Raw genomic sequence first — 24,483 nt, 5'->3', positions numbered from 1 at the left:
CGACAACGTTGTATAGAGCCGCCACACTTTTTCCGACGCCATTGCTGATTATAAAAATTAGGATTCCAAACGCTATGCATTGTCATATCTAGGCAAGTGCAGAATGAGGTAAGCGAGCCACACTGCACCGGCGGTGACTTTCACTGGGTCCCAGAAGAGGTCTATCGGCACCGAATCCGAGTGCCCACCCCACAATCTTCGACCACGTAACCCTGCGCCTCGATTTCCGCCCGCAAGGCATCTGATCGTCCCCAGTCCCTACTGGCTCGGCTTGCCGTCCGTTCACGCAGCAGTTTACGAATCGGCTCAGGAATCGCTTCATTGTCGTCCGGACTCCATTGCATGAGGCACAGGCCTAGTACGGCGTCGACTGCGGCGAGGGTGGCCTTCTTGCGCGCATCGGGCAGCGTGCTTTTCAACAAGTCCCACACCATTGCCAGTCCGTTTGCCGTACTCAGATCGCGATTCACCTCTGCCCGGAATCGCCGGATGAAATCGGGATCGACGTCGCCTCCGGCCGGAAGCTCGAAGTACTTTTGACGGAGCCGGTTCAGCGCCGCGCTTGCACCCTGCAACGCGCTCCAGGAAAAATTGAGGTGGCCGCGATAATGCGCGCCGAGGCATAGATAGCGAAAAGCGAGCGGATCGACGCCCTCGTCGATCAGCGATCGTAATCGCAGGAAATCGCCGCTCGATTTCGACATCTTCGTCTTGTCGACCTGCAGGAAATGACCGTGCAGCCAGAAATTCGCGAGCCGTGTGCCGTGACGAGCCTCGTTCTGCGCGATCTCGTTCGTATGGTGGACGGGAACGTGATCCTCGCCGCCGCAGTGGATATCGAACCATGGTCCGAGGTACTTGCACGACATCGCCGAACATTCGCTGTGCCATCCGGGAAATCCGGTTCCCCACGGGCTGGCCCATTCCATCTGGCGCTGCTCGTCCGCGCGGCTGAACTTCCAGAGCGCGAAGTCGGTTGCGCTGCGCTTTTCGCCCATCGAGACTCGCACGCCGGCATCGAGTCCTGCCTTGTCGAGTCTGGCGAGATAGCCGTAACCCTCCTGCCGCGACGTGTCGAAATAGACGCCATCCTGCGTGCGGTAGGTAAACCCGCGCTCGTCGAGCGATTCGATCAGCGCGATCTGCTCTTTGATATGGTCAGTCGCCTTGCACCAGATCGTCGGTAGCTGGATATTGAGCAGCCCGAGATCAGTGATGAACGCCTCGGTGTAGCGTTCAGCGAGGGCCCAGGCCGACACGCCGCTGCGTCGGCTCCGACGCTCGACCTTGTCTTCGCCTTCGTCCTGGTCGGACAGCAGATGGCCGACATCGGTGATATTGACGACATGGCGAACCGTATAGCCGTTGAATTCCAGGGTCCGGCGCAACAGATCCTCGAAGAGATAGGTTCTCAGATTGCCGATATGGGCATGGTCGTAGACGGTCGGGCCACAGCAATACAACCCGACCCAGTCCGCATGAATCGGACTGAACGGCCGCAGCGAGCGCTCCCAGGTGTCGTAAAGAAGAATTTCCATCGTATCGCGGTAAAGGGATAAGGAGGGCCGCGGCTGGCCCGATGTCATGACGAATCGAGCGGGCGCCGGCGCCGCAACCGGTAGGCCGCCGTGGATCAGCCGGACATCGTGTCAGTAACGGGCAGCGAATCGGTCCGGCCGGCCGGCCGCGGGTCCGGGGCCATGCGCGCGCCGAGTTCGGCTTCGATCCGGCGCAACATGATCGAAGCGAAATCGACGATCGGCGTTCCCGGGCCGAAGATGTCCGCGACGCCGAGACGACGGAGTTCCGGATGGTCCGAGTCGGGAATCACGCCGCCGAGAAAGACGGGCAGCCGGTACGGCAGATGCCGGTCCATGCCGTCCATCAGGGCTGGAATCGAGACCCCGTGCCCTGCCGTCAGCGATGAGATGCCGATCGCGTGAACCTGTTCGCTGGACGCGATCCGAACCACTTCCTCGGCGGTCTGGAACAGTGTTCCCGTTACGACGGAAAAGCCCAGATCCTTAAGGGCGCCCGACACCACACCGATCCCACGGTCATGTCCGTCCTGGCCGAGCTTCGCCATCAGAACGCGCGGCGGACCACCGTGCGTGGCCGAGAACTGCGCGATCTCCGAGACGAGCCGTTGCCATCCGGCATCGTTCGCGAACTCACGTTCGTAGACGCCCGCAAGCACCTCCGTCCGAACCGAATACCGGCCCCACACGGCCTCGATCGCGGCGGAGATTTCGCCGACCGTCGCGCGAACGCGAGCCGCCTGGATCGCCGCATCGAGCAGGTTGCGCCGGCCACGGTCTGCCTGCCCGCGTGCGGCAGCGTCGCGCAACGCGGCCAGCGCGGCATCGACATCGCGCTGGCTGCGCGTCGCTTTCAGGCGCCGCAAGCGTTCGACCTGTTCCCCGCGCACCGCGCTGTTGTCGATCCTGCGCACCTTGGTCTCGCAGTCCGGGGTGTCGGGCCGGTATTTGTTGACACCGACGATCACATCCACGTTCGCGTCGATCCGCGCCTGCTTGCGCGACGCATCGTGGGCAATCTTGCGCTTGGCCCAGCCCGATTCGATCGCGCCGATCACGCCGCCGAGCTGTTCGATCTCGTCCATGACCTGCGTGACCTGGGTGACGATATCCTGGGTCAGCGATTCCATCATGTACGATCCGGCCCATGGATCGACCACGTTCGGGATCTGCGTTTCCTCGCGAATGATCAGTTGCGTGTTGCGCGCGAGGCGCGCCGAAAACTCGCTCGGCAACGCGATCGCCTCGTCGAGCGAGTTGGTGTGCAGCGACTGGGTGCCGCCGAACACGGCCGCCATTGCCTCGATCGTGGTGCGCACCACGTTGTTGTATGGCTCCTGCCGCGTCAGCGACCACCCCGAGGTCTGGCAGTGCGTGCGCAGCATGCGGGAGCGTTCGCTGGCCGGATTGAACTCGCCGACGAGTTGCCACCAGAGCTGGCGGGCGGCGCGCAACTTCGCGATCTCGAGGTAGAAGTTCATGCCGACCGCGAAGAAAAAGCTGAGCCTGCTCGCGAACGCGTCGATGGCGAGACCGCGCGCCAGCACGCCCCTCACGTACTCGCGCGCGTTGGCGAGCGTGAACGCCAGTTCGACCGTCGGCGACGCGCCCGCCTCATGCATGTGGTAGCCGGAGATCGAAATCGAATTGAACTTCTTGATGCGGGTCGCGCAGTATTCGATCACGTCGGTGGCGATCCGCATCGACGGGCGCACGGGGTAAATATAGGTGTTGCGCACCATGAACTCTTTCAGAATGTCGTTCTGAATCGTTCCGGTCAGCGCGGATTCCGCGACGCCCTGCTCCTCGGCCGCGACGATGAAGCAGGCCATGATCGGCAGCACGGCGCCGTTCATCGTCATCGAAACCGAAATCCTGTCGAGCGGTATGCCGTCGAACAAGACCTTCATGTCCTCCACGGAATCGATCGCGACGCCCGCCATCCCGACATCGGCGGCGACGCGGGCGTTGTCCGAGTCGTAGCCGCGATGGGTCGGCAGGTCGAAAGCGACCGAGATTCCGTCGACGCCGTCCCGCAGCGCGTTGCGATAGAACGCGTTCGACTCCTGCGCGGTTGAAAAGCCCGCGTATTGGCGGATCGTCCACGGACGCGTCGTGTACATCGTCTCGTACGGGCCGCGCAGATACGGTGGCGCGCCCGGCAAGGTGTCTTGAAACGGCAGCCCCGCCGTGTCCGCTGCGGTATACAACGGCTTCAGCCGGATCTGCTCCATCTCGCGTTGCAGCGCGGCGAGGTTCGGCGCCGCTGCCGGCGCGCCCGGATCTCGATTGTCAGGCATGGTTGTTCCTCCAGTGGGACTTCGGGTGACGCGACGGCGCCGCTCACACCGGCTGCCGGACGCGTTCGTCGCGGGCGTCGTGCCCGACAGCCGACACGGCCTCCACGAGCTCGATCAGGACGCCTTCACCGCCCAGCGGAAACTGCGCGCTGGCTGCCGGATGAATGAAGGCGACGCGCGCACCACCCGCGCCGCGCCGGATCCCGCCATCGGCAAATCGCACGCCTTTCGCGGCCAGCCACGCGACGGCCGCATCGAGGTCGCTGACGGCGAGGCCGATATGGTTGAGCGCGGGACGGGTCACGTCGGGTTTGCGCGCCGGGTCGAGCGGCTGCATCAGGTCGATCTCGACGGCACCGGCGCCCGCACCCGCGATCAGGATGTCCTCGTCCACGTTGTCGGCATCGCTGCGAAAGCGCTCCGCCACCGACAGCCCCAGCAGGTTCACCCACAGATTCGTCAGGCGCGCCTTGTCAGGCCCCCCGATCGCAACGTGATGCACGCCCAGGACCGTGAACGGCCGCGACGTCTCGCACGGCGCCGGACGGGTCGCCTGGGCGGTCGCCATCCCGCGCAGATGCGCACCGACAAGCGCGAGCAGCGGCGCGGGCGACGCCTGCAGATAGAAGTGGTTGCCGTCGAGCAGGTGGTGCGAAAACGGGCCGCTCGTCACTTCCCGCCAGGCCAGCAATTCGGACTCGGTGACCTGCGGATCACGGTCGCCGGAAAACGCGACGATCTCGCAAGCGAGAGGCGGCCCGATCAGTGGCGTATAGCGCTCGTTCAATTCGAAATCGGCGCGCAGGCTTGGCGCAAACGTCTGGAAGATCCCGCGATCACGTAACACTTCCTCGGGAGTGCCGCCGAGTTCGGCGATCGCGTCGGCGAAAGCCGCGTCGTCGAGGCAGTGAACGGGCGGCCGCGGACTGCGCAGGTGGGGCGCCCGGCGTCCCGAGACGAGCAGTGAGCACGGCACCCGACCGAGCCCCGCCACGCGGCGCGCCACCTCGAACGCCACGATCGAGCCCATGCTGTGTCCGAACAGCGAGAATGGCCGGTCCAGATACGGCATCAGCGCATCGACGAGCGGATCGATCAGGTCCTCCATTCGGCGATAGGCACGCTCCCGCATCCGGGCCTCGCGCCCGGGCAGCAACACCGGGCACACTTCGATCTCGGGCCCGAATGCGGTGCGCCAGGGCGCATAGAGCGCCGTTCCGCCGCCCGCATGGGAAAAACAGATCAGCCGCGTCGTGGCGGTGTCGGAGTTGAGCGGACGCCCGCCGATCCAGCTTGGGGTCATGGGTAGGATTCCTGGGGAAGAGTAAAGATCTGGGATGAATTGATGCCGCCGAAGCCGAAGCTGTTGGACATCGCGGCAACCGCCCGGCGTTCGCGCGCATCCGCACCGACCCAGTCGAGGCGATCGTCGACGGGCGTGTCGAGCGCCGGATTGCCGTGCACGAACCCGGCGCGCATCTGCAGAACGAGCGCCACCGCTTCCAGCAATCCGGCGCTGGCCAGGCAATGACCGAACAGCGCCTTCGGCATGTTGATCGCCGGCCGGCAACCGGCCTCGGCGAACACCTCCGCGAGCGCCGTCGCCTCGATCCGGTCGCCGAGCACCGACGCGGTTCCATGTGCGCTGACGAGGTCGATCGCGGCGGCGTCGAGGCCCGCCTGCGACAGCGCGCGCCGCATCGCGCCTACCTCGCCCTGCACGCTCGGATTCGTCGAGCGGTTCGCGTCGAGCCCCATCGTCGCGGCGGCGAGGCGGGCAAGCGTCCGGCCACCGCGCGCGCGCACCGCCTCCTCGGGCTCGAGCACCATCGCAGCGCCGGCCTGGCCATAGACGAAGCCGGACGCCCCGCGGTCGAACGGCCGGCAGACACATTCGCCGGCCCGCGGCGCCGGGCCACGGTACATCGCGCCGGCTGCCGCCAGCGCCTGCAACTCGGTGCCCGACAGCATCATCGGCACGCCGGCCACAAGCACGGCATCGACCTCGCCACTGAGCAGCGCGCGCCGCGCATGCGCGAGCGCGATGCCGCCGCTCGCCGACGCACCGCCGATCGCATAGCCCTCGCCCCGGATGTCGAGCGCCTCGCTGATCGCCCCGACATGATCGGAGTCCATGAAATCGCTCGCGTAGCCGGGCCGCACCGCGCGCCCTTCCATCGCGCGCGACATCGACTCCGCGATACCTTGCTGGTCAAGATTCGACCCGCTTACGATCAGTGCGACACGATCGGCGGCGGCAAGCGAGCCCGACTGGCACCACGCCTGCGCGGCGGCCAGCAACGCGGCGCGGCGCGCCTGGCCGGCCCGATGCGCGTTTCGCTGCAGTCTGGCCGCCAGCGCGGCGTCGATGCCGAGCGCGCCGGCATCGCGGGCGATGTCGCAATCGGGCAGCGGCGCGAGCGCGCTCGCCGGCAGGCCATGGGCGGCACCGGGCTCGATGCCGACTCGGCCGGCGCGCATGGCGTCGAGCAACGCCGCTGTCCCGAGACCGCATGCGCTGACCGCGCCGAGGCCCGTCACGGCGAGGGCAGGCGCGATCAATTGCGACGCCCGATGAAACCGCACAGCAGCGCGACGAGGCCGCTCAGGTCGTGAACCGCACTGAATTCCGTTACGGGAATATCGAGCTGAAGATCATCGAGTGTCTTCCAGACGATATCCATGCGGTCGATGCTGTTGCAGCCGTAATCGGCCAGTTTCCCGGCGATCGACACCTGCGCGGGGTCGATGCCGGGCATGAAATCGGCAATATTGCCGGCGATCACCTGCAATACCGTGCTTTCCAGATCCTGTCCTGCCGGGATGGCGTGTTTCATGTTGTCGTACTCTCTCGTTGTCCGTCGAAGCGGCTAGATCCACTCGTAGTGGCGTTCGTAATCTGCGATCCGCGCGAGCGCGAGCAGCCTCGGCCGTCTGGCCGGCAGCAGCGGGATGTCGTCCTCGATGCGTACGGTGCGCGAACTGACGGGCGCGATCGCACCAAGCGTGGTCCGCAGCAGCGCCTCGTACTGTTCGAACGACACGAGCGTGCGTGCCGCCAGCGCATCGGCAATCGCGAACGGCTCGAGCGCGGCGCGCGAACGGGCATCGACGACCCCGCTCAGGAATTCCGACGAGCATCCCGAGCCGTACGCATAGAGCCCGACGCGAACCGGCGCGTCACCGTCGCGGTTTTCGATCAGACTGGCCAGCGCGAGGTAGAGCGACCCCGAGCACATGTTCCCCACCTGGCGCGGGTAGACCAGTGACGGCTGCAGGCGACATGCGAAATCGTCGCGCAGCACCGCGGGATCGGACAGCCTCGCGACGTCGCGCATCATCTTCCGGTGCGCGGCCTGCACGATGCCGGCGAACGGCGTGTGCATGCACAGCTGCCCGAAGGTCGTCACGAAATCGGCCTCAGGCACGCGCGACTGATAGTCCTTGAAGCTGTTGCCGAGGCAGTCGAGATACGCGAACAGCGACTTGTCGACGTCGGCGATGTCCTGGGTCGGCAGCGGCCGCGCGGAATCCATCGTCTCGTAGCTGTAGAGGCCGAACGCGCCGCGATCGATCGTCAGGACCTCGGGCGCCTGGCCGAGCAGCATCGCCACCGCGCCGAAGCCGGTCGACGGCTCCGCATACCCGGCCCGCGCATCGACGAGCGAGATATCGGTCGCGATGACGAGCGCCTTGCCGCCGGGCGAGACGCCGGAGCCGAGGTAGCCGAGCGCCATCTGCAAGGCGGCCGTCGCGCCATAGCAGGCCTGCTTGACCTCGAGAAAGCGGCAGTGCGGCCCGAGCCCGAGATAGCGGTGCACGTATGACGCCAGCGACTTGCTGTAATCCACGCCCGACTCGCTCGACACGATCAGCATCTCGATCCGGTCGGCGGCTTCGCCGAGCTGTTCGATGATCGGCTTCGCCGCATTGACCGCGCTGGTGACCGGGTCCTCGAAGCCGAGGCCGAGCGAACGCCGATCCTGCTGGATGTTGCCGATTCGCTCCGGATCGAGACCACGCCCGCGGAACAGCTCGGCCACGTCGATCGCTGCGACGCCGGCATAAACGTTGAGTTTTTCGATGCCGACTTCGCTCATGCCGCCCCCTCCCGCAGCGCGGCCAACAGCACGATCAGCGTGTGCAGGTCCGGCACGTCGCTGAAACGCGACATCGCCACGTCAAGCCCGAAACGTTCGCGCAGTGACATGATGATCTCGACGCGGTCCACCGAATCGGCGCCCAGCTCCTTGAGATGCCGGCGCTCGTCGATGTCCGCCGCATTCAGCGCCGGCATGATGTCCAGCAGCACGCCATGGACCTGCTCGCGGGTATCCCGCAGCACGGTGTCGGATGGTACGGTCATGCCTTTTCCTCGCAACAGAGTTCGATGATCGCCAGCACGCGTCCACTGTCGCGCTCGCTGATGCCGATATCGAAGACTTCCCGGCCCGGCTGCGCCGGGACCTCGAAACGCCGTATCCGGATTGCCAGGCTCGCGCAGGCGTCCGCATTGGCAAGAAACAACACGCGCTGGGCGTGCACGATCCGGTCGAGAAACGACGCGTCGTCACGTCCTAGCTGGCGCCAGGCTTTCGCAAGCGCGCTGTCGGCGATCTCGAAATAGCTCGCGAAATAGAGCAGGCCGACGCCGTTCAGGTCGCGCCCCATGTCGACCTCGTAGGCCAGCCGCAGGTCGTCGCGCAGCAACAGCGTGCCGTCGTCGGGCGCGAAGCTGCCGCCGCGGCGCGCGGCGTCGTAGGCGGTGCGGGGCGACAGCTCGGGTGGCAGCCGGTCGAGATGCTGGTAGCGGAATCCGGACGGCGCCGCCGACTGCAGTTCACGGTTGCCCTGGCCGCGACGCTGGATCCACCGATTGAAGGTTTGCGCGTACAGGCAGCCGGGCAGCCGCGCGCGCAGCATCTCTTCCGCCGAGACGGTGGCCGGCAACTCGTGCGAGGCCGGCGCGAGCCGGTGGACGGTCAGGATCGATTCCGGGCCGAAGCCGTAGCAGCGCGACACCACTTGCAGCCGGTCGCCGAACGTCGGCACCCGCAGATGAAATGCCTGGTCGCCGATCAACTGGTAGTAGAAGAAAGACAGGTAGGTCGGCATGTTCAGCGCGTCGGTAGCGCGAAACGCATTCACGCCGCACAGGTGGCTGACCGCTTCCCAGGTCCAGTCACCGATCTGGCCGGCGAGGCGGGCGTTATGGCCGCACATCGCGGGCTTCACGGTGACGAGGCGCGACAGCGACTGGTCATCGATCCGCACCAGGGTGTCGGGTTCGAAACCGGCGAAAGTTTCCAATACGGTCATCGTTACAACACTCAATCAAGGGTTGTGGGAGGCTCATGAGGCCCGGGCCGCCGCAAAGGCAGCCCGGACTTCGCAAGCGGTGTCCGGTTGGCGTCAGTCGAGCGCATAGGCGCGGCGATCGAGCCGATCGGCGTCGGGCGACGTCGACGACGCGACGGCATCGACGAACGCATCGATCAGCGCATTGACGCGGACATGCGAGGTAAGGCTCGGAAAATGGCCGGCGTCGTCGAGCTCGACGTAACGCGCGGCCGGAATCGCCGCGTCGATTTCGTGCGCGATCGCGCGGGCGATCACGGTGTCGTGTTCGCCATGGATCAGCAAGGTCGGCACCTGGAGCGCGCGGGCGGCGTCGAGCAGGCTCGGCCGGGCCGCGAACACGTCGAGATAGCGCAGACCGATCTTCGGATCCATGCTTTCGCATTCGGCGAGCAGGCGCTCGTATTCGCCGCGCGGCCGGTCGAGCGTCACGCCGGCGCGGTCGAGCGCGTCGAAATCCTCGCGCGCGACCACCGCAAGACGATTGACTTCGCCGCGCCGGTTGCCGACCTTGTACGAGCTGCCGAGCAGCACGAGTCCGCCGACGCGCTCCGGAAAGGCGTGGGCGACCGCGAGCGCCGTCAATCCGCCGAAGCTGGCGCCGGCCACGACGAAGCGTGAAGTGATTCCGATCCCGACCACGGCCGCCAGCACGAGCCGCGACAGTCCGGCGAACGTGAGGTCCGTGCCATACGTCGTCGCGCCCGCGCCAGGCGCATGGACGACCACCACGCGACGCGTCCGGGCCAATTCGGCGAACTGCGGCGCGAAGAAGCCTGCGCCGATATTGAACGGATGGAGCAGGACGACCGGTTCACCGGCGCCGCACTCGAATACCTCGATCTGCGCACCCTCGTACGGCACCAGATGCCGTCGGACGGCCGGCTGCCAGCGACGCGCGACCTCCTCGTTGCGGGCCGCCGGCGCGCCCGGGGTAGCGCCGGCCAGCGCCTCGACCACGTCGTCGGGCACGCTGTCGCGGATCACGTATTGCGCGGCGGCGCCGGCGCTGCCGGGCACGCGCAACAGCTCGGCCGGGGCTGCGGCGGCGCGCGACGCAGCGAAGGCCGCGTCCAGTGCATCGAGGGCTGCGTCGTCAAGCGCGACCGGAACCGCGAGCCGGATGCACTGCCCCGTTTCGTCGAGCCCGGCCGACAGATGCGGCGCGGCGCGCACGCCGGTCACGTCGTATAGCCAGGCCAGTGCGGAGGCGACCGGATCGGCGTGGCCCGCGCACCAGGCGGCGGCATCGATCAGCACCGCATGAGCGCCGGCGGCCCGCACCGGAATGCCGGCCGCGGCGACGCTGGCAGCAACGCGCGCAACATGCGCGATCCGTGCGGCGACCCCTCGTTCCAGCCAGTCGCGGTCGGCCAGCGCGCTCGCGAACAGGCGCCGGCTAGCCATCGATACGTCGTGGCCGCGGTCGCACACGCGCTGTTCGAGCGCGCGCGTGATCGCTGGGTGATTGCTGGCCACGAGTCCGCCCGCATTGACGCCGAAATCCTTCGACATCGACAGCGTCAGCACGTCGGCCAAGCCGAACAATTCGGCGACGACCTCCCAGAACGACCGGTCGCTCGCCTCGCTGATCATCCACGCATTCTCGAGCCCGCGCGTCGCGTCGAACACGAGCGGGATCGACGCGGCCGCAAGCCGCGCCTTCACGGCGCGCAGGTTGTCGAGCGAGATTGCCCGGCCACCGGTTGCGTTCGGCGCCAGCTCGATGCAGCAGAGGCCGATCGTCGCCCGATGCTGCTCGATCATCCGGTCGAGATGCGCGAGGTCGATATCCGCGCTGCGCGGCAGCGTGGTCAGCCGATGCGGCACCCAGCCGAGTTCGAGCTGGTTGAAGGTCCAGCTCTGGAACAGATGGTTTTGCAGAATGCCTTTCCTCGGCCCCTCTGCCGCGCGCAGCAAGGCCATCTCGGCGGCGCGTCCCGACGGCGCCGCCTGCACGTACGAGAACGGCAGCAGGCGCTGATCCGCGAGGTCGAGGCAGATCGCATTGGCCATATCGGTCAGCTCGCGAACTCGCTCGGCGAACGCGAAGTCGTCGCGCTCCGCCCATGAATCGGTGACCAGATCGACGACGCCGGCAGCAGGCGGCAGGCGCAGCGGATTCCATCCCGCTTCACGCAGGCGCGCGCGCCGCGGACTTTCGCCGTGCACGGGCGCGCGGTCCACCGTCGCCGCGTCGATGCCGGCTGCCGCGGCGGCCTGCGCGTCATCCGGCACGACGGGCGGCGCGATCGATGCCGCGTCGCCGCGCGGCGGGATCGACGGGTTGACGATCAGCAGCAGCACCGACGAGACGTCGACTGCCGATGCCGCCGCGGGCTGGCACAGATACACCGGCAAATTGTCCGGCCGGTATTTGTTCTTGAACTGGAAATTGCCGTCGCCGCGGAAGATGCCCGAATCGCGCAATTCCCCGAGCGTGCGCTCGACATGCGGATTCGGATTCGGAGAATCGGCGACGACGACACCCAGCGTCGCGCCGAAGCTGAACATTTGCACGCCTTCCTGGGCGAGGCGCTCGATGATCGCCACGATCGTGTAGTCGAGCCCGCCGTCGCCCATCGCGTCGCCGAAAAACTCCAGATCGAGCAGATAGCCGTTTTCGGACGGAATCTTCGTCACGATGATCGCCGCGACGATCAGGCCGTCCACCCGGGTCAGGAACAACCGGTGACGCTTCGCGAGAATGCCCGCGCCGATCTCGTGCCGAACCGTGCCGACATACGGATTGACCATGTCCTTGCGTGCGGCCCATTCGTCGATCAGTTCGACGATCCGCCGGTCCGTGGCCGGCTCGCGGCCGAGCGCGTATTCCTCCACCGACACCGCGCCCGATCGCTCGAAGCGATTGATCTTCTTGCGCAGGCGTGTCATGTCCTTGCCGTTCAGGGAAAACGACGCGATGTCGGTCAGGCGCTGCACGGTGCCGAACGAGGTCGCGCAGAACGGCACCCCGGCCAGCTCGGGCAGCGGCATCATCGACAGCAGGTTCGGGCGCAGATTGCGCGACGTCGCCCATTCGACCCATTCCGCCGCGAGCGCGGCATAGCGGTGTTCGTCGACGACCGAGCTCCATGCGAGCAGCAGGCCGTCGCGCTCGGAAAAGTTCAGGTAGCCGCTGCCCTCGCTGCCGAGAAAGATCAGCGGCGCGATGTCGCGGCCGGGCAACCCGCCCTCCTTCGCCCATGCCGCTTCGAGCGACGCGACCGTGGCGGCGAGATCCGGATACGCGGACAACTCGCGCTTGGCGATCACGGCCGCCCCGTTGGCCAACCGCTCGGTTCGCACGGGAACGCGCGCGGTCGCGCCGCTAGCCGGGCGCGACGCGGCCAGCCTGATCGCCGCGTCGTCGCCGTAGGTGGCGGCGAGCCAGGATGCCAACGCTCGAGGCGTCGGGTAATCGAACAGCGAGCTTTTCGGCATCGGGCCGAACGTGGTCTCGAGGCCGGCGATCACGCGCAGCATGTCGAACGAGGTCAGGCCGGCGTTGCTGAAATCGTCTTGATCGCCGAGCTGCCGCCCGGTCAGCGCCTCGACGTGATCGCGAACCCACGAGGCATCGATGGCGCGGTCGGGCACGCTGTCGCGGGCCAGCGCGCTGTCGACCGCGTGGGACACGACGCCCGGCTGCGCCGTGGCGCCGCCGGCCGCACGGGTCGCCTCGACCAGTTGTGCGAGTGCCGCAACCGATTCGACGTTGTAGAGCGACTCACCGCTCAGTTGCGTCGCGAAGCGCTCGTTCAGGCGGCGCACCAGATCCATCCGAAAGATCGAATCGAGTCCGAGATCGTCGAAGCGCGCGTCGAGGTCGACCTGCTCCGGCGTCATCAGCAGGATCTCGGCCAGATCCCGTCGAATCGCATCGACGATCGATGGTGCCGAAGCCGCCGCCGTAACGGGCGCGCCGGTGTCCGTCACACGCGCCGTACCACGACGTGCCGCACCGGCTTCCGATGCCGCCGGCATGGCGTGCGACGGCGCCGGCGTGGCCGACAGCGGACGCAGCAGCACCGGCATCCGCGGCGCGACAGCGGACACCGGCGAAGGTCCGCTTTCCTTCACGGGCGTCCGCAGCGCCGCAGCGGCGGACGCATCCCGATCGGCAGGCGGCGTAGCCGGCGCAACCGCATCGGCGACCTCGTCGCCGCGCGTCGCGATACCGGGCGCCGCGAACCAGTGCCGCTCGCCCGCGAGCGGCACTGCAGGCAGCGAGCAGCGCCGGCCGCCGTGCTCCGGCCATGCGGCGCGAGCGGTGGACAGCCACTCGAGCGCCGCGTCGCGATCCGGCGCGGCAAGCAGGTCGAGCCGCGTTGCGTCGCGGGCGTCGCCACGCGCCAGCATCTGAAGCTGCCCCGTCAGTTCGGATATCGAATCGGCCACCAGCACGCAGCGGAGCGCGAGCGTGTCGCGCCCGTCGCACAGCGTGAACGCGACATCCTCGAGCGCGACGTCGCGCGTCGCCAGCGTGTTCGCCAGCGCGTCGGCATATGCGGCGAGGCGGCCAGCATCCGGCGCGGACAGCGGGAAAGCCAGCATGGCCGCTGCCGACGGCTCACGGACCATGGCCGGTGCGGACTCGAGAATCACATGGCTGTTGGTGCCGCCGAAACCGAACGCGCTGACGCCCGCCAGCAGCGGCGCGCCATCGGCCGCTGCCCAGGGCCGCCCATGATCGAGGAGCATGAAGGGCGAGCCGTCGAGGCGGATATAGGGATTGAGTTCGCTGAAATGGCGATTGGCGGCCAGACGCCCGTGCCGCATGCTGAGCACAGTGCGCAGGAAGCCCGCGATCCCCGCAGCCGCCTCGAGATGGCCGACCGTCGTCTTGACCGCGCCGAGCGCAACCCACGGCGACGCCGGGACGGTGACGCCGGCATCGTCACAGGCGAGCGCAAAGCCCTGCTTCAGGCCTTCGATTTCGACCGGATCGCCGAGCGGCGTGCCGGTTCCATGCGTTTCGACGAAGCTGATCCGGCGCGGATCGACCCCGGCATCGGCGATCGCGCGCCGGATGACCTGGGCCTGCGCGGCCGGATTCGGCGCGGTCAGCGAATTCGATTTGCCGCCGTGGTTGACGGCGCTGCCGCGCACGATCGCGAGCACGTTGTCGCGCTCGGCCAGCGCGCGCCGCAGCGGCTTGAGCACGACAGCGCCGACGCCTTCGCCGCGGACATAGCCGTTGGCTTTCCGGTCGAACGTCTTGCACGCAAAATCGGCGCTCAGCATGCCCGAATCGATGAACGCATGGAACAGGCCGGGCGACAGCGTGACATTGACCCCGCCCGCCACGGCCATCTCGCATTCGCCGTTGCGCAGCGCGCTAATCGCCCGGTGAACCGCGACGAGCGCACTCGAACAGGCGGTGTCGACGACCTCGCTCGGTCCATGCCAGTCGAACAGGTGCGACACCCGGTTCGCGATGATCGAATGCGCGACGCCGGATGCGACATGCGGTTCGACCCGGACACCCGCGTCCGTCAGCATGCTCTCGTAGTCGCTCGTCGATGCGCCGACGAACAGACCGATTTCGCGGCCGCCCAACCACTGCTGGCCATAGCCGGCATCTTCGACGGCCTGCAACACGGTCTCGAGAAAGATCCGCTGTTGCGGGTCCATCAGCGCGGCCTCGCGCGGCGAAATCCCGAAGCGGGCAGCGTCGAAGCGCGCGACGTCCGCGAGGAATCCGCCCTCGACGCGGCACGTGACCGGATCGTCGAGCAAGGCGGTGCGCTCGGACGGCGGAGCGCCGGTCAGGCTCACGCCGTGCTCCAGGGCATCCCAGAACGCGTCGAGCGACGCGGCGCCGGCGAGCCGGCCGGCCATGCCGATCACGGCGATCGCACCGGCCTCGCCGTCCACACCGCCCTCGTCACGCGACAGGCCGGTGGCGGATTCGGTCGGCTGAAGCACGGCCGCGCGCGTCGGCGTCTGCACCATCGCGTCCGCGACCTCACCCACCGGGCGCGAGGCCATCGCGACGGCCTCGGTCGACGGCGCCGCGGCAAACCGCGCCGCGATCCGCGCGCCATGCTCCCGGCCGAGATAATCCGCCACGTCGCCCAGCGTCGGGCATTCGAACAGCACGGTCGGCAGCAGGTCCAGCCCGAATTGTGCGTTGATCCGGTTGACCATGTCGGTCAGCGAGATCGAATCGAAGCCCAATTCGAGCAGTTCGCCTTCGGGATCGACTTCGGCCGGATCGACGAACAGATAGGACGCGCCGATTTGCTGCAACGTGGTCAGGATCGTGGCCCGCAGCGACGCGGGTGCAATCGCGCCCGCGGCAACCGGAGCAGCCGCCGGCGCGCGCGTTTCGTCGCGCGGCGTCACCGCCGGCGTGGACGCGTTGCCGGCCGGCGCGGCGACGTCACCGGACCGCGCGGCGAGGCCCGCGGTCCCGGCCCGATACCGCTGGACCAGCGCAAAGCTCGGATGGCGGCCGGCCAACGCGAATTCGAAGGCGGCCAGACCGGCTTCGGTGCTCAGGGCCGCCATCCCGAAACGCTCGCGGAACAACGCCTCGGTCGCCGCGTCGACGCGCATGCCGCCCGCCTCCCACAACGGCCACGCGATCGACACCGTCACCCCGTGCCGGCGCCCCGCCGCGCGTTCGCGCTCGCGTGCCGCGCCGAATTCGATCAGGAAGCGATTGGCGGACGCGTAGTCGATCTGGCCGATATTGCCGGTCTCCGCGACGAGCGATGAACAGAGCATGAAGAAGTCGAGCGGCGCGTCCGCCGTGGCCGCGTCGAGCGCGAGCGCGCCACGGACTTTCGGACGCAGCACGCGCGCGATCGCGCGATCGGTCTTGTTCAGCAGCAACGCGTCGTCGACGACACCCGCGGCATGCAGCACCCCGCGCACCGGTCCGTGCCGTTCGACGATCTCGGCGACTGCATCGGCAACGGCATCGGCATCACCGACATCGACGCGTGCGTATACGACACGGCTGCCGCGTACGCTAAGGCTCGCCATCCATGCATTCAGCTCGTCGGTCGCCTCGGAGCGGCCGAGCACGACCGCCGTCGCGGGGCCGCGCGAAACCAGATGCGCGGTGAACACTCGCCCGAGTGCGCCCGCGCCGCCGCTCACGATATAAACCGCGCCAGGACGCACTGCTGCCGCTGCCGTCGCGTCGCCCGCCATTGGCTGCAGACACCGCACGAGACGCGCATCACCGTCCAGACGCACCATTTCCTCTTGCGCCGGTGCGCAGAGTTCGTCGGCCACACCGTCGGCCTGCTCCAGCGCGCCCGGCGCAATGGCCAGATGACTGCAGGCGAGCCACGGAAACTCCATCGCCAGCGTTCGCGTGGCGGCCGCCAGCGCGCCCGCGACCAGATCGCCGCTGCGACCGACGACCAGCAGGCGAACCTTGCGCCCGTCGCGGCCGGCCTTCAGCCGTTCGAGCAGACGCCGCTGGCCGGCCAGTTGCGCAGCCAGCGCCGATGCTGGATCGGCGCCGGCCGCGTCGAGCAGCACCAGCACCGCATCGAGGCCCGACAGCGGCGCGCCGTCGTCGTGCAGTACGGACCAGCCGCGCCGGCGCAGTGTATCGCCGAGGACGGCATGATCGGCGCGATCGCCGCCCGACAGCAGGACCGTTCCCGCCGTCATCACGGCTGCCGGACATGGCATCGCGCGTTCGACCGCGCACAGATATTCCGGACCGCCGTTACCCGGCTGCGGCAGCGCCGCGATCCGCAGGCCGTCGAGCCGCAGCACCGCATGGCCGTCCGCATCCCAGAGCGTCAGGTCGAAACGCGCCGGGTCGGCCGTGCGCTCGACGAGCATGACGCGCGCCCGCTCAGGCGCACCGAATTGCATGACCGCGTCGATCGAGACCGGCACCGCGGGTTCGCGCGCCAGCAGCGCAACGAGCTGCATGGCGGCGTCTACCGCGACGGCGAAGGCCGTCTCGGGCACGAGCAGCGTCGCGTCGAGTTCGCCGACGACGCTGTCGTCAGTGGCGGCGAAGCGCGCTACCGCGCGCAGTTCGGGGCCGTATTCGAAGCCGCCTGCACGCAGCCGTTCATAGAGCGTCGCGCCTTCCGAGAAGTCGCCGTGAGTCGCCGTCAGTGCGGCAAGATCACGCGGGGCCGATGCGCTCGACGGCAGCTCGGCCGCCAGCGCGCGCGCGACGATCTCGCCGTCCTGCCCGCGTACCAGCATGCCGTCGGCATCGTCGGAGACAGGCAGATCGGTACCGTCCCCCTCGACCACCGCCTGGCGCAGCCAGCGCACCGCCCGCACCGCGCGTGGCGCGTCAGGCCCCTGTCGGTCGAGCATCAGGTCCAGCAGCGCTGCGCCCGGCACGAGCGCGCGGCCGCCGATGCGATGGGCCGCCGCGAGCCGCGTGAGCCGCGCGGCCGACTGCGCGGGCCGCGCATCGGCGGCGGCCCCGGGCGGCGGCATCATCCAGATTCGTTTGTGCTCGAACGGCACGGTCGGGAATGCGCAGCGGACGGGCGCCGCATCCCAAGTGCGCCGCCACGCGATCTCATGGCCATTGACCCACAGCTCGCCGAGCTGACGCAGCCCGCGACGCGCGATCAGCAGCGCGATCAGTTCATCCGCGATGCCGCCGAGCGACAGGGTGCCTTGCCCCACCTCCGGCGAAACCAGCGCCGCCGCATCGCGGGCGGCAATGGCGCGTAGCGCGGCCTGCAACGCATCGAGCGACCCGGCCATGGCGACCGCGCGCACCGGCAACGCACGACGGCCCGTCTGGCTCGTGAAGCAAAGACGGCTCAGCGACGCCTCGGGATGACGCTTCAACCAATCGGCCACGCGTAGCGCATACGCGGCGAGTTGCGCATGGCTGTTGGCCGACAGCAGGAACGCCTGCTCACCCGCCGTCTGCATGGGTACGCGGTTTTCCTGCCATTGCTGCAGGACCACATGGGCGTTCGCGCCGCCGGCTCCAAACGAGCTGACGCCACACGCCGATGGCCGGTCCTCGCCGAGCGACGCCAACGGCTGCAGCGTGCGCGCCGGCATCACGGCGGCACCGAAATCGATCTTCTCGTTGAGATCGTCGAGGCCCGCGCACGGCGCAACGGCGCGGTTTCTCAGTTGCAGAATCGCCTTGCTGATCCCGGCGATGCCGGCGGCGCCCTCCAGATGGCCGATGTTCGACTTGACCGAGCCCACCAGCAACGGCGCCGGCCGGCCGGTGCCGCCGTAGGCCCGGTTCAACGCGGCGATTTCGATCGGATCACCCAGTTGGGTGCCGGTTCCGTGCACCTCGATCGCGCCGACCTCGTCCGGAGCCAGGCCCGCGCGTGCCAATGCCTCGGTGATCACGTCGGCCTGCGCGTTCACGTTCGGCACGGTGTAGCCGCCCGTCTTGCCGCCCGCATTGATCATGCTGCCTCGCACCACCGCGAGAATCTCGTCGCCGTCCGCGAGCGCATCTTCGAGCGGCCGCAGCAGCACTGCGCCGACACCTTCTCCGGGCACGATCCCGTCCGCGGACTCGTCGAAGGTTCGGCACGCCAGCCCCGTGCCGAGCATCTGCATCGCGCTCAGCGCGATATGGTGCGCGGGATGCAGGATCACGTTCACGCCGCCGGCAATGGCCTGGCGGCATTCGCCGCGGCGAATCGCCTCGCAGGCGAGATGGAACGCCGTCAACGATGACGAACAGGCCGTATCGACGGCCATGCTCGGGCCGCTGAAGTTGAACGTGTAGGACACCCGATTGGCCACCGACCAATACGGACTGTGCCCCAGGTTGAACCGGCCTTGCGGCCAGCCCGCCGCCGCCGCGATCTGCCCGTATGACCCGTACATGATGCCGACGAACACGCCGGTACGCGTCTCGCGCGTGTCGCTGCCGTTGTGGCCGGCCTGTTCGAGCAGGTCCCAGCAGCTTTCGAGGAACAGGCGCTCCTGGGGATCCATCGCCGCCGCCTGGCTAGGCAGGATTCCGAAGAACTTCGGGTCGAACTGGTCGACGCCGTCGATGAAACCGCCCCACTTGCCGTAGCTGCGATCCGGTTGCGGCGTCGGATCGAAATACGCGTCGGCATCCCAGCGGTCGGCCGGGACGGTAACGATGGAACGGCGCCCCTCACGCAGGTTGTCCCAGAACGCATCGAGGTCAGGCGCGCCGGGATAGCGTCCGACCGACGCGATCACGGCGATGTCGCCGTCGCGCCGGCGAGCTCGTTGCGCGGGCCGCGCCGTCGACGCCGCCGGTGTCACGGGCGCCGGCTCGTCGAGTGCGAAGCGGCCAGCGTCGATGCCGTCCGCGTCCGGAACCGCCGCGGGGTTGCCGTCATCGACGGCGTCCGATCGCGGTGTCAGCCGCCGCGCGACCTCGGCGGCCCGCTCGGTACGCAGGTAACCGGCCACTTCGGCGATCGTGAGCCGTTCATAGAGTAACGTCGAGGGCAGGTCCGCGAAATCGGCCTTCAGCACACGCAGGATATCGGTGCCGAGCAGCGAATCGACGCCGTACGACTCGAAGGTCTCGTGCGGATCGAGTGCGTCGGGCTCGAGCTTGAGCACTCCGCCAAACACGCCGCGCACATAGTCGAGCACGACGGCGTCGGCCAGCGCGGTCACGCTCGAGCGGCTGGCGTTCGCCGCTCGGACCGACATCGCCGCCCGCGGAGCGCGTTCGGTGTCCGGCATCGCGGCGCCGGGGGCACTGGCGGGCGTCGCAACGCCGCCCGCCGGCGCGAACGCCGCGGCCAGCGCATCGCCCTTGTGCTCGACAAGGTACGCGGCCACTTCGGCGATCGTCAGCTTCTGGTAGAACAGCGTCGACGGCAACTCGCCGAGATCCTGTCGCAGCGCGCGCAGCAGATCCATGCCCAGCAGCGAATCGACGCCGAACGTGTCGAAAGTCTCGTTCACGTCGAGCGTATCGGCATCGCACTTCAGCACGCGCGCGAACACGCCCGCCAGATAGCGCTCGACCGCAGGCCGCGCCGTATCGGGCGCACCATGCGGCAGCGCCCCGCCCGACGACGGCTTGCCTCCATCTGTGTACATCGAATTCCCCTGTATCGAATGAACCACGGTCGCGGCGGACGGAGCCGTCGCGTTTTCAAGCGTCAAGCCAAACGACGCGAAACGGCCGGGATCGGCATTCATCACCATGGCCTGCGGCAGACCGGCGCCGAGCTGCATCCGCAGACAGGCGAAGCCGTCGGCGGGCTCGATCGAGCCGACACCGCGGGCGGTCATTTCGCGTTGATAGCGCGGCCCCGAGACGATCCCGACGCTGCCCCAGTAACCCCAGTTGACGACGAAGACCGGTACGCCGCAGCGGCGGCGCAACTCGCCTCCCCATGCGTCGAGATAGGCGCTCGCGGCCGCATAGTTGCCCTGCCCGGGCGAATCGAGCAGCGACGACACCGACGAGAACAGCACGAGCTTGTCGAGCGGTTCGCCTTCGAGGCTGCGATGGAGATTCGCGCATCCCGCGACCTTCGGCTCCAGCACGCCGGCCAACTGCTCGGGGCGCATCGTGTCGAGCGTCGCATCGTCGAGCACGATCGCACTGTGGATCGCGGCGCTTATCGGCCCGAACCGGCTGCGGATCGCGCGCACCGCGTCGGCCAGCGCCGCCTCGTCGCCGAGGCTGGCCGATACGTAGATCACGCGGCCGCCCAATTGCTCGATCTCGCGCATCCGTGCGCGGATCGATTCGTCGAGCGGCCGGCGTCCGATCCAGCCGAGCGCGGCGCCATGCGTGCGCGCGAGCTCCCGGCTGAGTGCGAAGCCGATCCCGCCGGCCCCGCCGACGATCAGGCAGGTCTCGCCGTCCCCGAGCAGCCGGTGCGGCGTCACATGCGCGACGGGCCGCATCACGCGGCCGTACCAGCGGCCGCCGCGCAGCGCCGCCAGGCCCGGCAAGCCGTTGGGCCGCGCGGGCAGATCCTCGCGCGACGCGGCGCTGTCATGCGCGAGATCGATCACCTGGAGCCTCAGCCCGGGGCGCTCGGCCGCCGCCGAGCGGGCGATGGCGGCCAGCGCCGCCTGTACCGGACGGACCGGCGCCGCGGTATCGACCGGGACCGCGCCGGCCGTCAGCACGGTTACCCGCAGAGCGTCGGGCTGCGAGGCACAGAGCCGGGCGAACAGCGCGCGCGCCGCTTCGAGCGTCCGTGCGGGTTCCGCTTCGTCAAGCGCGCGCGCGTCGACCACAAGCTCGCCGGTCACGGTGTGGGGCAACGCGAGATGCGCATCGGGACGCAGCGACAGATAAGTCCGATCGCCGGACGGCTGCGCAGGCGCGGACGGCATCTCGCGCCAACGCGGCTCATAGAGGCGGCTGCCGCCGTCCGGCGAGGTCACGAGCCGGAAGCCCGACACTTCGAGCACCGCATTGCCGTCACGGTCGCATGCGGTCACGTCATAGCAGCCGTCCCCGATACGCTGCGCGACGACCGTCACGACGGCATCGAGCGACTGATTGAGGCGCACGGTGTCGATCCGCCGCGGCAGCTTGAGCGCCGTGCCCTCTTCGAGGACCGCGACGACCTGGAGGATCGCATCGAGGGTCTGGATCATCCCTCGCCCGGAATCGGCGCGCAGCCACGCGACAGCACCCTGCGCGTCATGCGCGACGCGCGTGATCAGCCGATAGCTGGGCCCGTAGGCAATACCGGCCCGCGCGAACCGGTCATAGAGCACGCCGTGCTCGATCGCGTGCGGATAGCCGGCGGCGAGCGTGTCCAGCGCCATGCGCGGCCGCGGCCGGCCGGCGCCCTGCGGCACGCAGCGGGCGCGCGCAAACGACGGCTGGCCGGCGATGCGCATCTCGATGTCGTAGCGCCCCTCGTCATCCACGCTGCCTTGTATTTCGAGCGTGACGCGGCCGGCCACGCGGGCGGGCATCAGCCATTCGACATCGGACAATTCGACGGGACGGAAGCGCTGGGTGCGCGCGCTGTAGTAGAGGATCGCCGCGCCCGGCACCCAGTGCTGCCCTTGAACGCAATGGTCGCGAACCCAGTCCGTGTCGGGATCGATCGCCTCCTTGGCCGTGTTCTCCAGAAGCGCGCGGATGGGCCCCGTGGCGCCCGGCGCGGCGACGGACGGCGCCGCGCCGGCCGCATCGGGCACCCAGAAGCGCTGGTTGCTGAGCGGGTAGCCGCTCAGCGCGATACGCCGCCCGCGGCGGCGCTCGAAGAAGCCGGTCAGGTCGAGGCCCGCCTGCCCGCTGCAAAAGCGCTCGCCGAGCGTGGTCAGCGCCGTGCCGTCGAGCGCCCGATCGAACCCGGCGCTCGCATCCGCCGATGCGCAATGCGCGGAGTGAACGCCCTCCAGCGTTCCCTCGGCCAGCGCGCCGCGCAGCAGCGCGATCGCCTGCACGGCGTCACCGGCGACGATCGCGCAACGCTTGCGGAAGACCGCGCGCCCGACGCCGAGCGTATAGGCGACATCGCTCAGCGCGGCCCCGCGCTCGAGGTCCGTGACGAGGCCCTCGACCAGCGCACGCAATGCCGGCGAGGTGCGCGCCGAGACCAGCAGCAGATGGCCCTCGTCGACGAGATCGCCAGTGTCCGGCCGCGCTGCTTCGAGCGGCGCCTCCTGCAGCACGAAGTGCGCGTTGGTACCCGACATGCCGAAGCTGTTGACCGCACCCATGCGGCGTCCGCTCGGACCCACGGGCCACGCGCGACGCGTCGTCACCACCTCCAGCGGCACGCCGCCCAGCTCGATGTTCGGATTCATCGTGTCGAAATGCAGGCTCGGCGGGATCTCGCGGTGCTGAAGCGCGAGCGTGACCTTGATGAGCCCGGCGATACCCGACGCGAGCGTCGTGTGGCCGAGGTTTGACTTGATCGACCCGACGCCGCACGGCGGGAGCGTCGTGCTGCGGCCCCGCATCAGCCCCGCGAGCGCCTTCAGTTCGATCGGGTCGCCGAGCTGCGTGCCGGCGCCGTGCGTCTCGATATAGGCGATATCGTCGGGCGACACGCCGGCTGCCGCGTGCACGCGACGTTGCAGCGCGAGCTGCGCGTCGGCCGATGGCGCGGTGATGCCGTTCGTCTTGCCGTCGCCATTGATCCCGCTCGCCCGGATCACCGCGTAAATACGATCGCGATCGGCGAGCGCGGCCGACAGCCGCTTGACCACCACCAGCCCGGCACCCTCGCCGAGCACGAAGCCGTCCGCCGACGCGTCGAACGACGCGCACCGCCCGAGCTGCGAGAGCATGCCGGACTTGCTGTTCCAGATGTGCATCTGCGGCGTGACCATCAGCGCGATGCCGCCGGCCACCGCCATTTCACAATCGCCGCCGCGAATCGACTGGCATGCGAGATGAAGCGCGACGAGCGACGAAGAACAGGCCGTATCGACTGCGACCGTCGGCCCTTCCAGGTTCAGGAAGTAGGCGATCCGCCCGGCGAGAATCGACGCGGCGTTGCCGAGGAACACCTGTCCCGAGTCGCTCGCGCCCGCCGCTTGCAGCAACTGCATGTAATCGCCCGCGGCCGTGCCGACGAACACGCCGCAATTGATACGCCGCTCGGGTCCCACCGCGTGGCCCGCGTCCTCGAGCGCACGCCACGCCTGTTCGAGAAACACGCGTTGTTGCGGGTCCATCAGTTCGGCCTCGCGCGGCGAAATGCCGAAAAACGTCGCGTCGAACCGATCGACATCGGTGACGAGGCCGGCCACCTTGCTGCTCGTCTTGCCCGGCGCGGTCGGATCGGGATCGTAGAAGCGTGCGATGTCCCAGCGCTCGGGCGAGACTTCCGCGACGCTGAAGGTGCCGTCGAGAAGATTGCGCCACAACGCGTCGGCGGACGTCGCCCCCGGGTAACGCGCGGACAGACCGATGATCGCGATGTCGTCGTCCGACGCGGTGGCCGGCAGGGCGCCGGTCTCGGCCGCGTCAGCTCCGGCCGCGCCTGGCGTGATGTCGGACCCGGTCGTCTCGGGTTCGCCCGCGTCGCGCGTGGCTTCGATCGCCTGCGGGTCGGGCGACGACGCATCCGCCGTCGGCGCCAGCTTCAGGCGCAGCGGTGGCGGGGATGACGACGCGGGCGGCGTGATCTTCGCCGTCGGCCGCACCTCGACGCTCGCGCGGCTCGCATCGGCGACCGCGCTGGCCTGCGACAGCGGCATGGCAACGGCCTCGCGCGCCGGATCGACCGCCTCGCGCGTGGCGGCTGCCGGCTGCGCCGGCGCATCGAGCGCGATGGCGATCAGACCATCGCTCGCGGCCTGCGCGGCAGCAACATGGTCGACCAATGCGTCGATCGTCGGATGATCGTAGACCAGCACCGAATCGAGAT

Annotated in this window: 9 protein-coding genes (1 of these 9 only partly in view); all 9 read right to left on the bottom strand. The window is 68.6% G+C overall.

The annotated features are described in order from the left end of the window. Positions 1 to 161: 161 nt before the first annotated feature. Positions 162 to 1,538 (bottom strand): cysteine--tRNA ligase, encoded by a 1,377-nt coding sequence (cysS, locus tag HWW87_RS14310; RefSeq protein ID WP_175820823.1) that lies wholly within the window; start codon positions 1,536 to 1,538, stop codon positions 162 to 164. Positions 1,539 to 1,633: 95 nt separating this feature from the next. After that, a complete protein-coding gene (gene scpA, locus HWW87_RS14305; protein ID WP_175820822.1) occupies positions 1,634 to 3,838 on the bottom strand; it encodes a methylmalonyl-CoA mutase in 2,205 nt (734 codons plus the stop codon). 43 nt (positions 3,839 to 3,881) lie between these two features. Next, positions 3,882 to 5,141: a thioesterase domain-containing protein gene (locus HWW87_RS37560; RefSeq protein ID WP_208449939.1), complete on the bottom strand. Its 1,260-nt coding sequence runs from the start codon at positions 5,139 to 5,141 to the stop codon at positions 3,882 to 3,884. Further along, positions 5,138 to 6,400 (bottom strand): beta-ketoacyl synthase N-terminal-like domain-containing protein, encoded by a 1,263-nt coding sequence (locus tag HWW87_RS14290; RefSeq protein ID WP_175820821.1) that lies wholly within the window; start codon positions 6,398 to 6,400, stop codon positions 5,138 to 5,140. Before HWW87_RS14290 ends, HWW87_RS37560 begins: the two co-directional genes overlap by 4 nt. After that, positions 6,397 to 6,675: a phosphopantetheine-binding protein gene (locus HWW87_RS14285; protein ID WP_059615572.1), complete on the bottom strand. Its 279-nt coding sequence runs from the start codon at positions 6,673 to 6,675 to the stop codon at positions 6,397 to 6,399. Before HWW87_RS14285 ends, HWW87_RS14290 begins: the two co-directional genes overlap by 4 nt. Before the next feature lie 33 nt (positions 6,676 to 6,708). Continuing rightward, positions 6,709 to 7,938 (bottom strand): hydroxymethylglutaryl-CoA synthase family protein, encoded by a 1,230-nt coding sequence (locus tag HWW87_RS14280; protein ID WP_175820820.1) that lies wholly within the window; start codon positions 7,936 to 7,938, stop codon positions 6,709 to 6,711. Further along, positions 7,935 to 8,204 (bottom strand): acyl carrier protein, encoded by a 270-nt coding sequence (locus tag HWW87_RS14275; protein ID WP_175820819.1) that lies wholly within the window; start codon positions 8,202 to 8,204, stop codon positions 7,935 to 7,937. The genes HWW87_RS14280 and HWW87_RS14275 overlap by 4 nt, the downstream gene beginning before the upstream one ends. Beyond that, a complete protein-coding gene (locus HWW87_RS14270; protein ID WP_175820818.1) occupies positions 8,201 to 9,148 on the bottom strand; it encodes an LnmK family bifunctional acyltransferase/decarboxylase in 948 nt (315 codons plus the stop codon). Before HWW87_RS14270 ends, HWW87_RS14275 begins: the two co-directional genes overlap by 4 nt. Before the next feature lie 102 nt (positions 9,149 to 9,250). Continuing rightward, on the bottom strand, positions 9,251 to 24,483 hold the 3' portion of the coding sequence (locus HWW87_RS14265; protein ID WP_347879291.1) for an SDR family NAD(P)-dependent oxidoreductase. The gene runs 5,578 nt beyond the window's last position; 15,233 of the gene's 20,811 nt are visible here — the last part of the coding sequence; the start codon falls outside the window, past its right edge; the stop codon is at positions 9,251 to 9,253.

Origin of the sequence: Burkholderia sp. BCC0419, from assembly GCF_902830285.1 — a bacterium.
Lineage (GTDB): Bacteria > Pseudomonadota > Gammaproteobacteria > Burkholderiales > Burkholderiaceae > Burkholderia.
The sequence above is the reverse complement of the archived record's forward strand: the minus strand, read 5'-3'. Positions and strand labels throughout refer to the sequence as shown.

What these genes read in the sequence shown, in the direction of transcription:
- HWW87_RS14275 (WP_175820819.1), bottom strand. Translation starts at nt 8,204, where the DNA reads ATGACCGTACCATCCGACACCGTGCTGCGGGATACCCGCGAGCAGGTC.
- HWW87_RS14280 (WP_175820820.1), bottom strand. Translation starts at nt 7,938, where the DNA reads ATGAGCGAAGTCGGCATCGAAAAACTCAACGTTTATGCCGGCGTCGCA.
- scpA (WP_175820822.1), bottom strand. Translation starts at nt 3,838, where the DNA reads ATGCCTGACAATCGAGATCCGGGCGCGCCGGCAGCGGCGCCGAACCTC.
- cysS (WP_175820823.1), bottom strand. Translation starts at nt 1,538, where the DNA reads ATGGAAATTCTTCTTTACGACACCTGGGAGCGCTCGCTGCGGCCGTTC.
- HWW87_RS37560 (WP_208449939.1), bottom strand. Translation starts at nt 5,141, where the DNA reads ATGACCCCAAGCTGGATCGGCGGGCGTCCGCTCAACTCCGACACCGCC.
- HWW87_RS14285 (WP_059615572.1), bottom strand. Translation starts at nt 6,675, where the DNA reads ATGAAACACGCCATCCCGGCAGGACAGGATCTGGAAAGCACGGTATTG.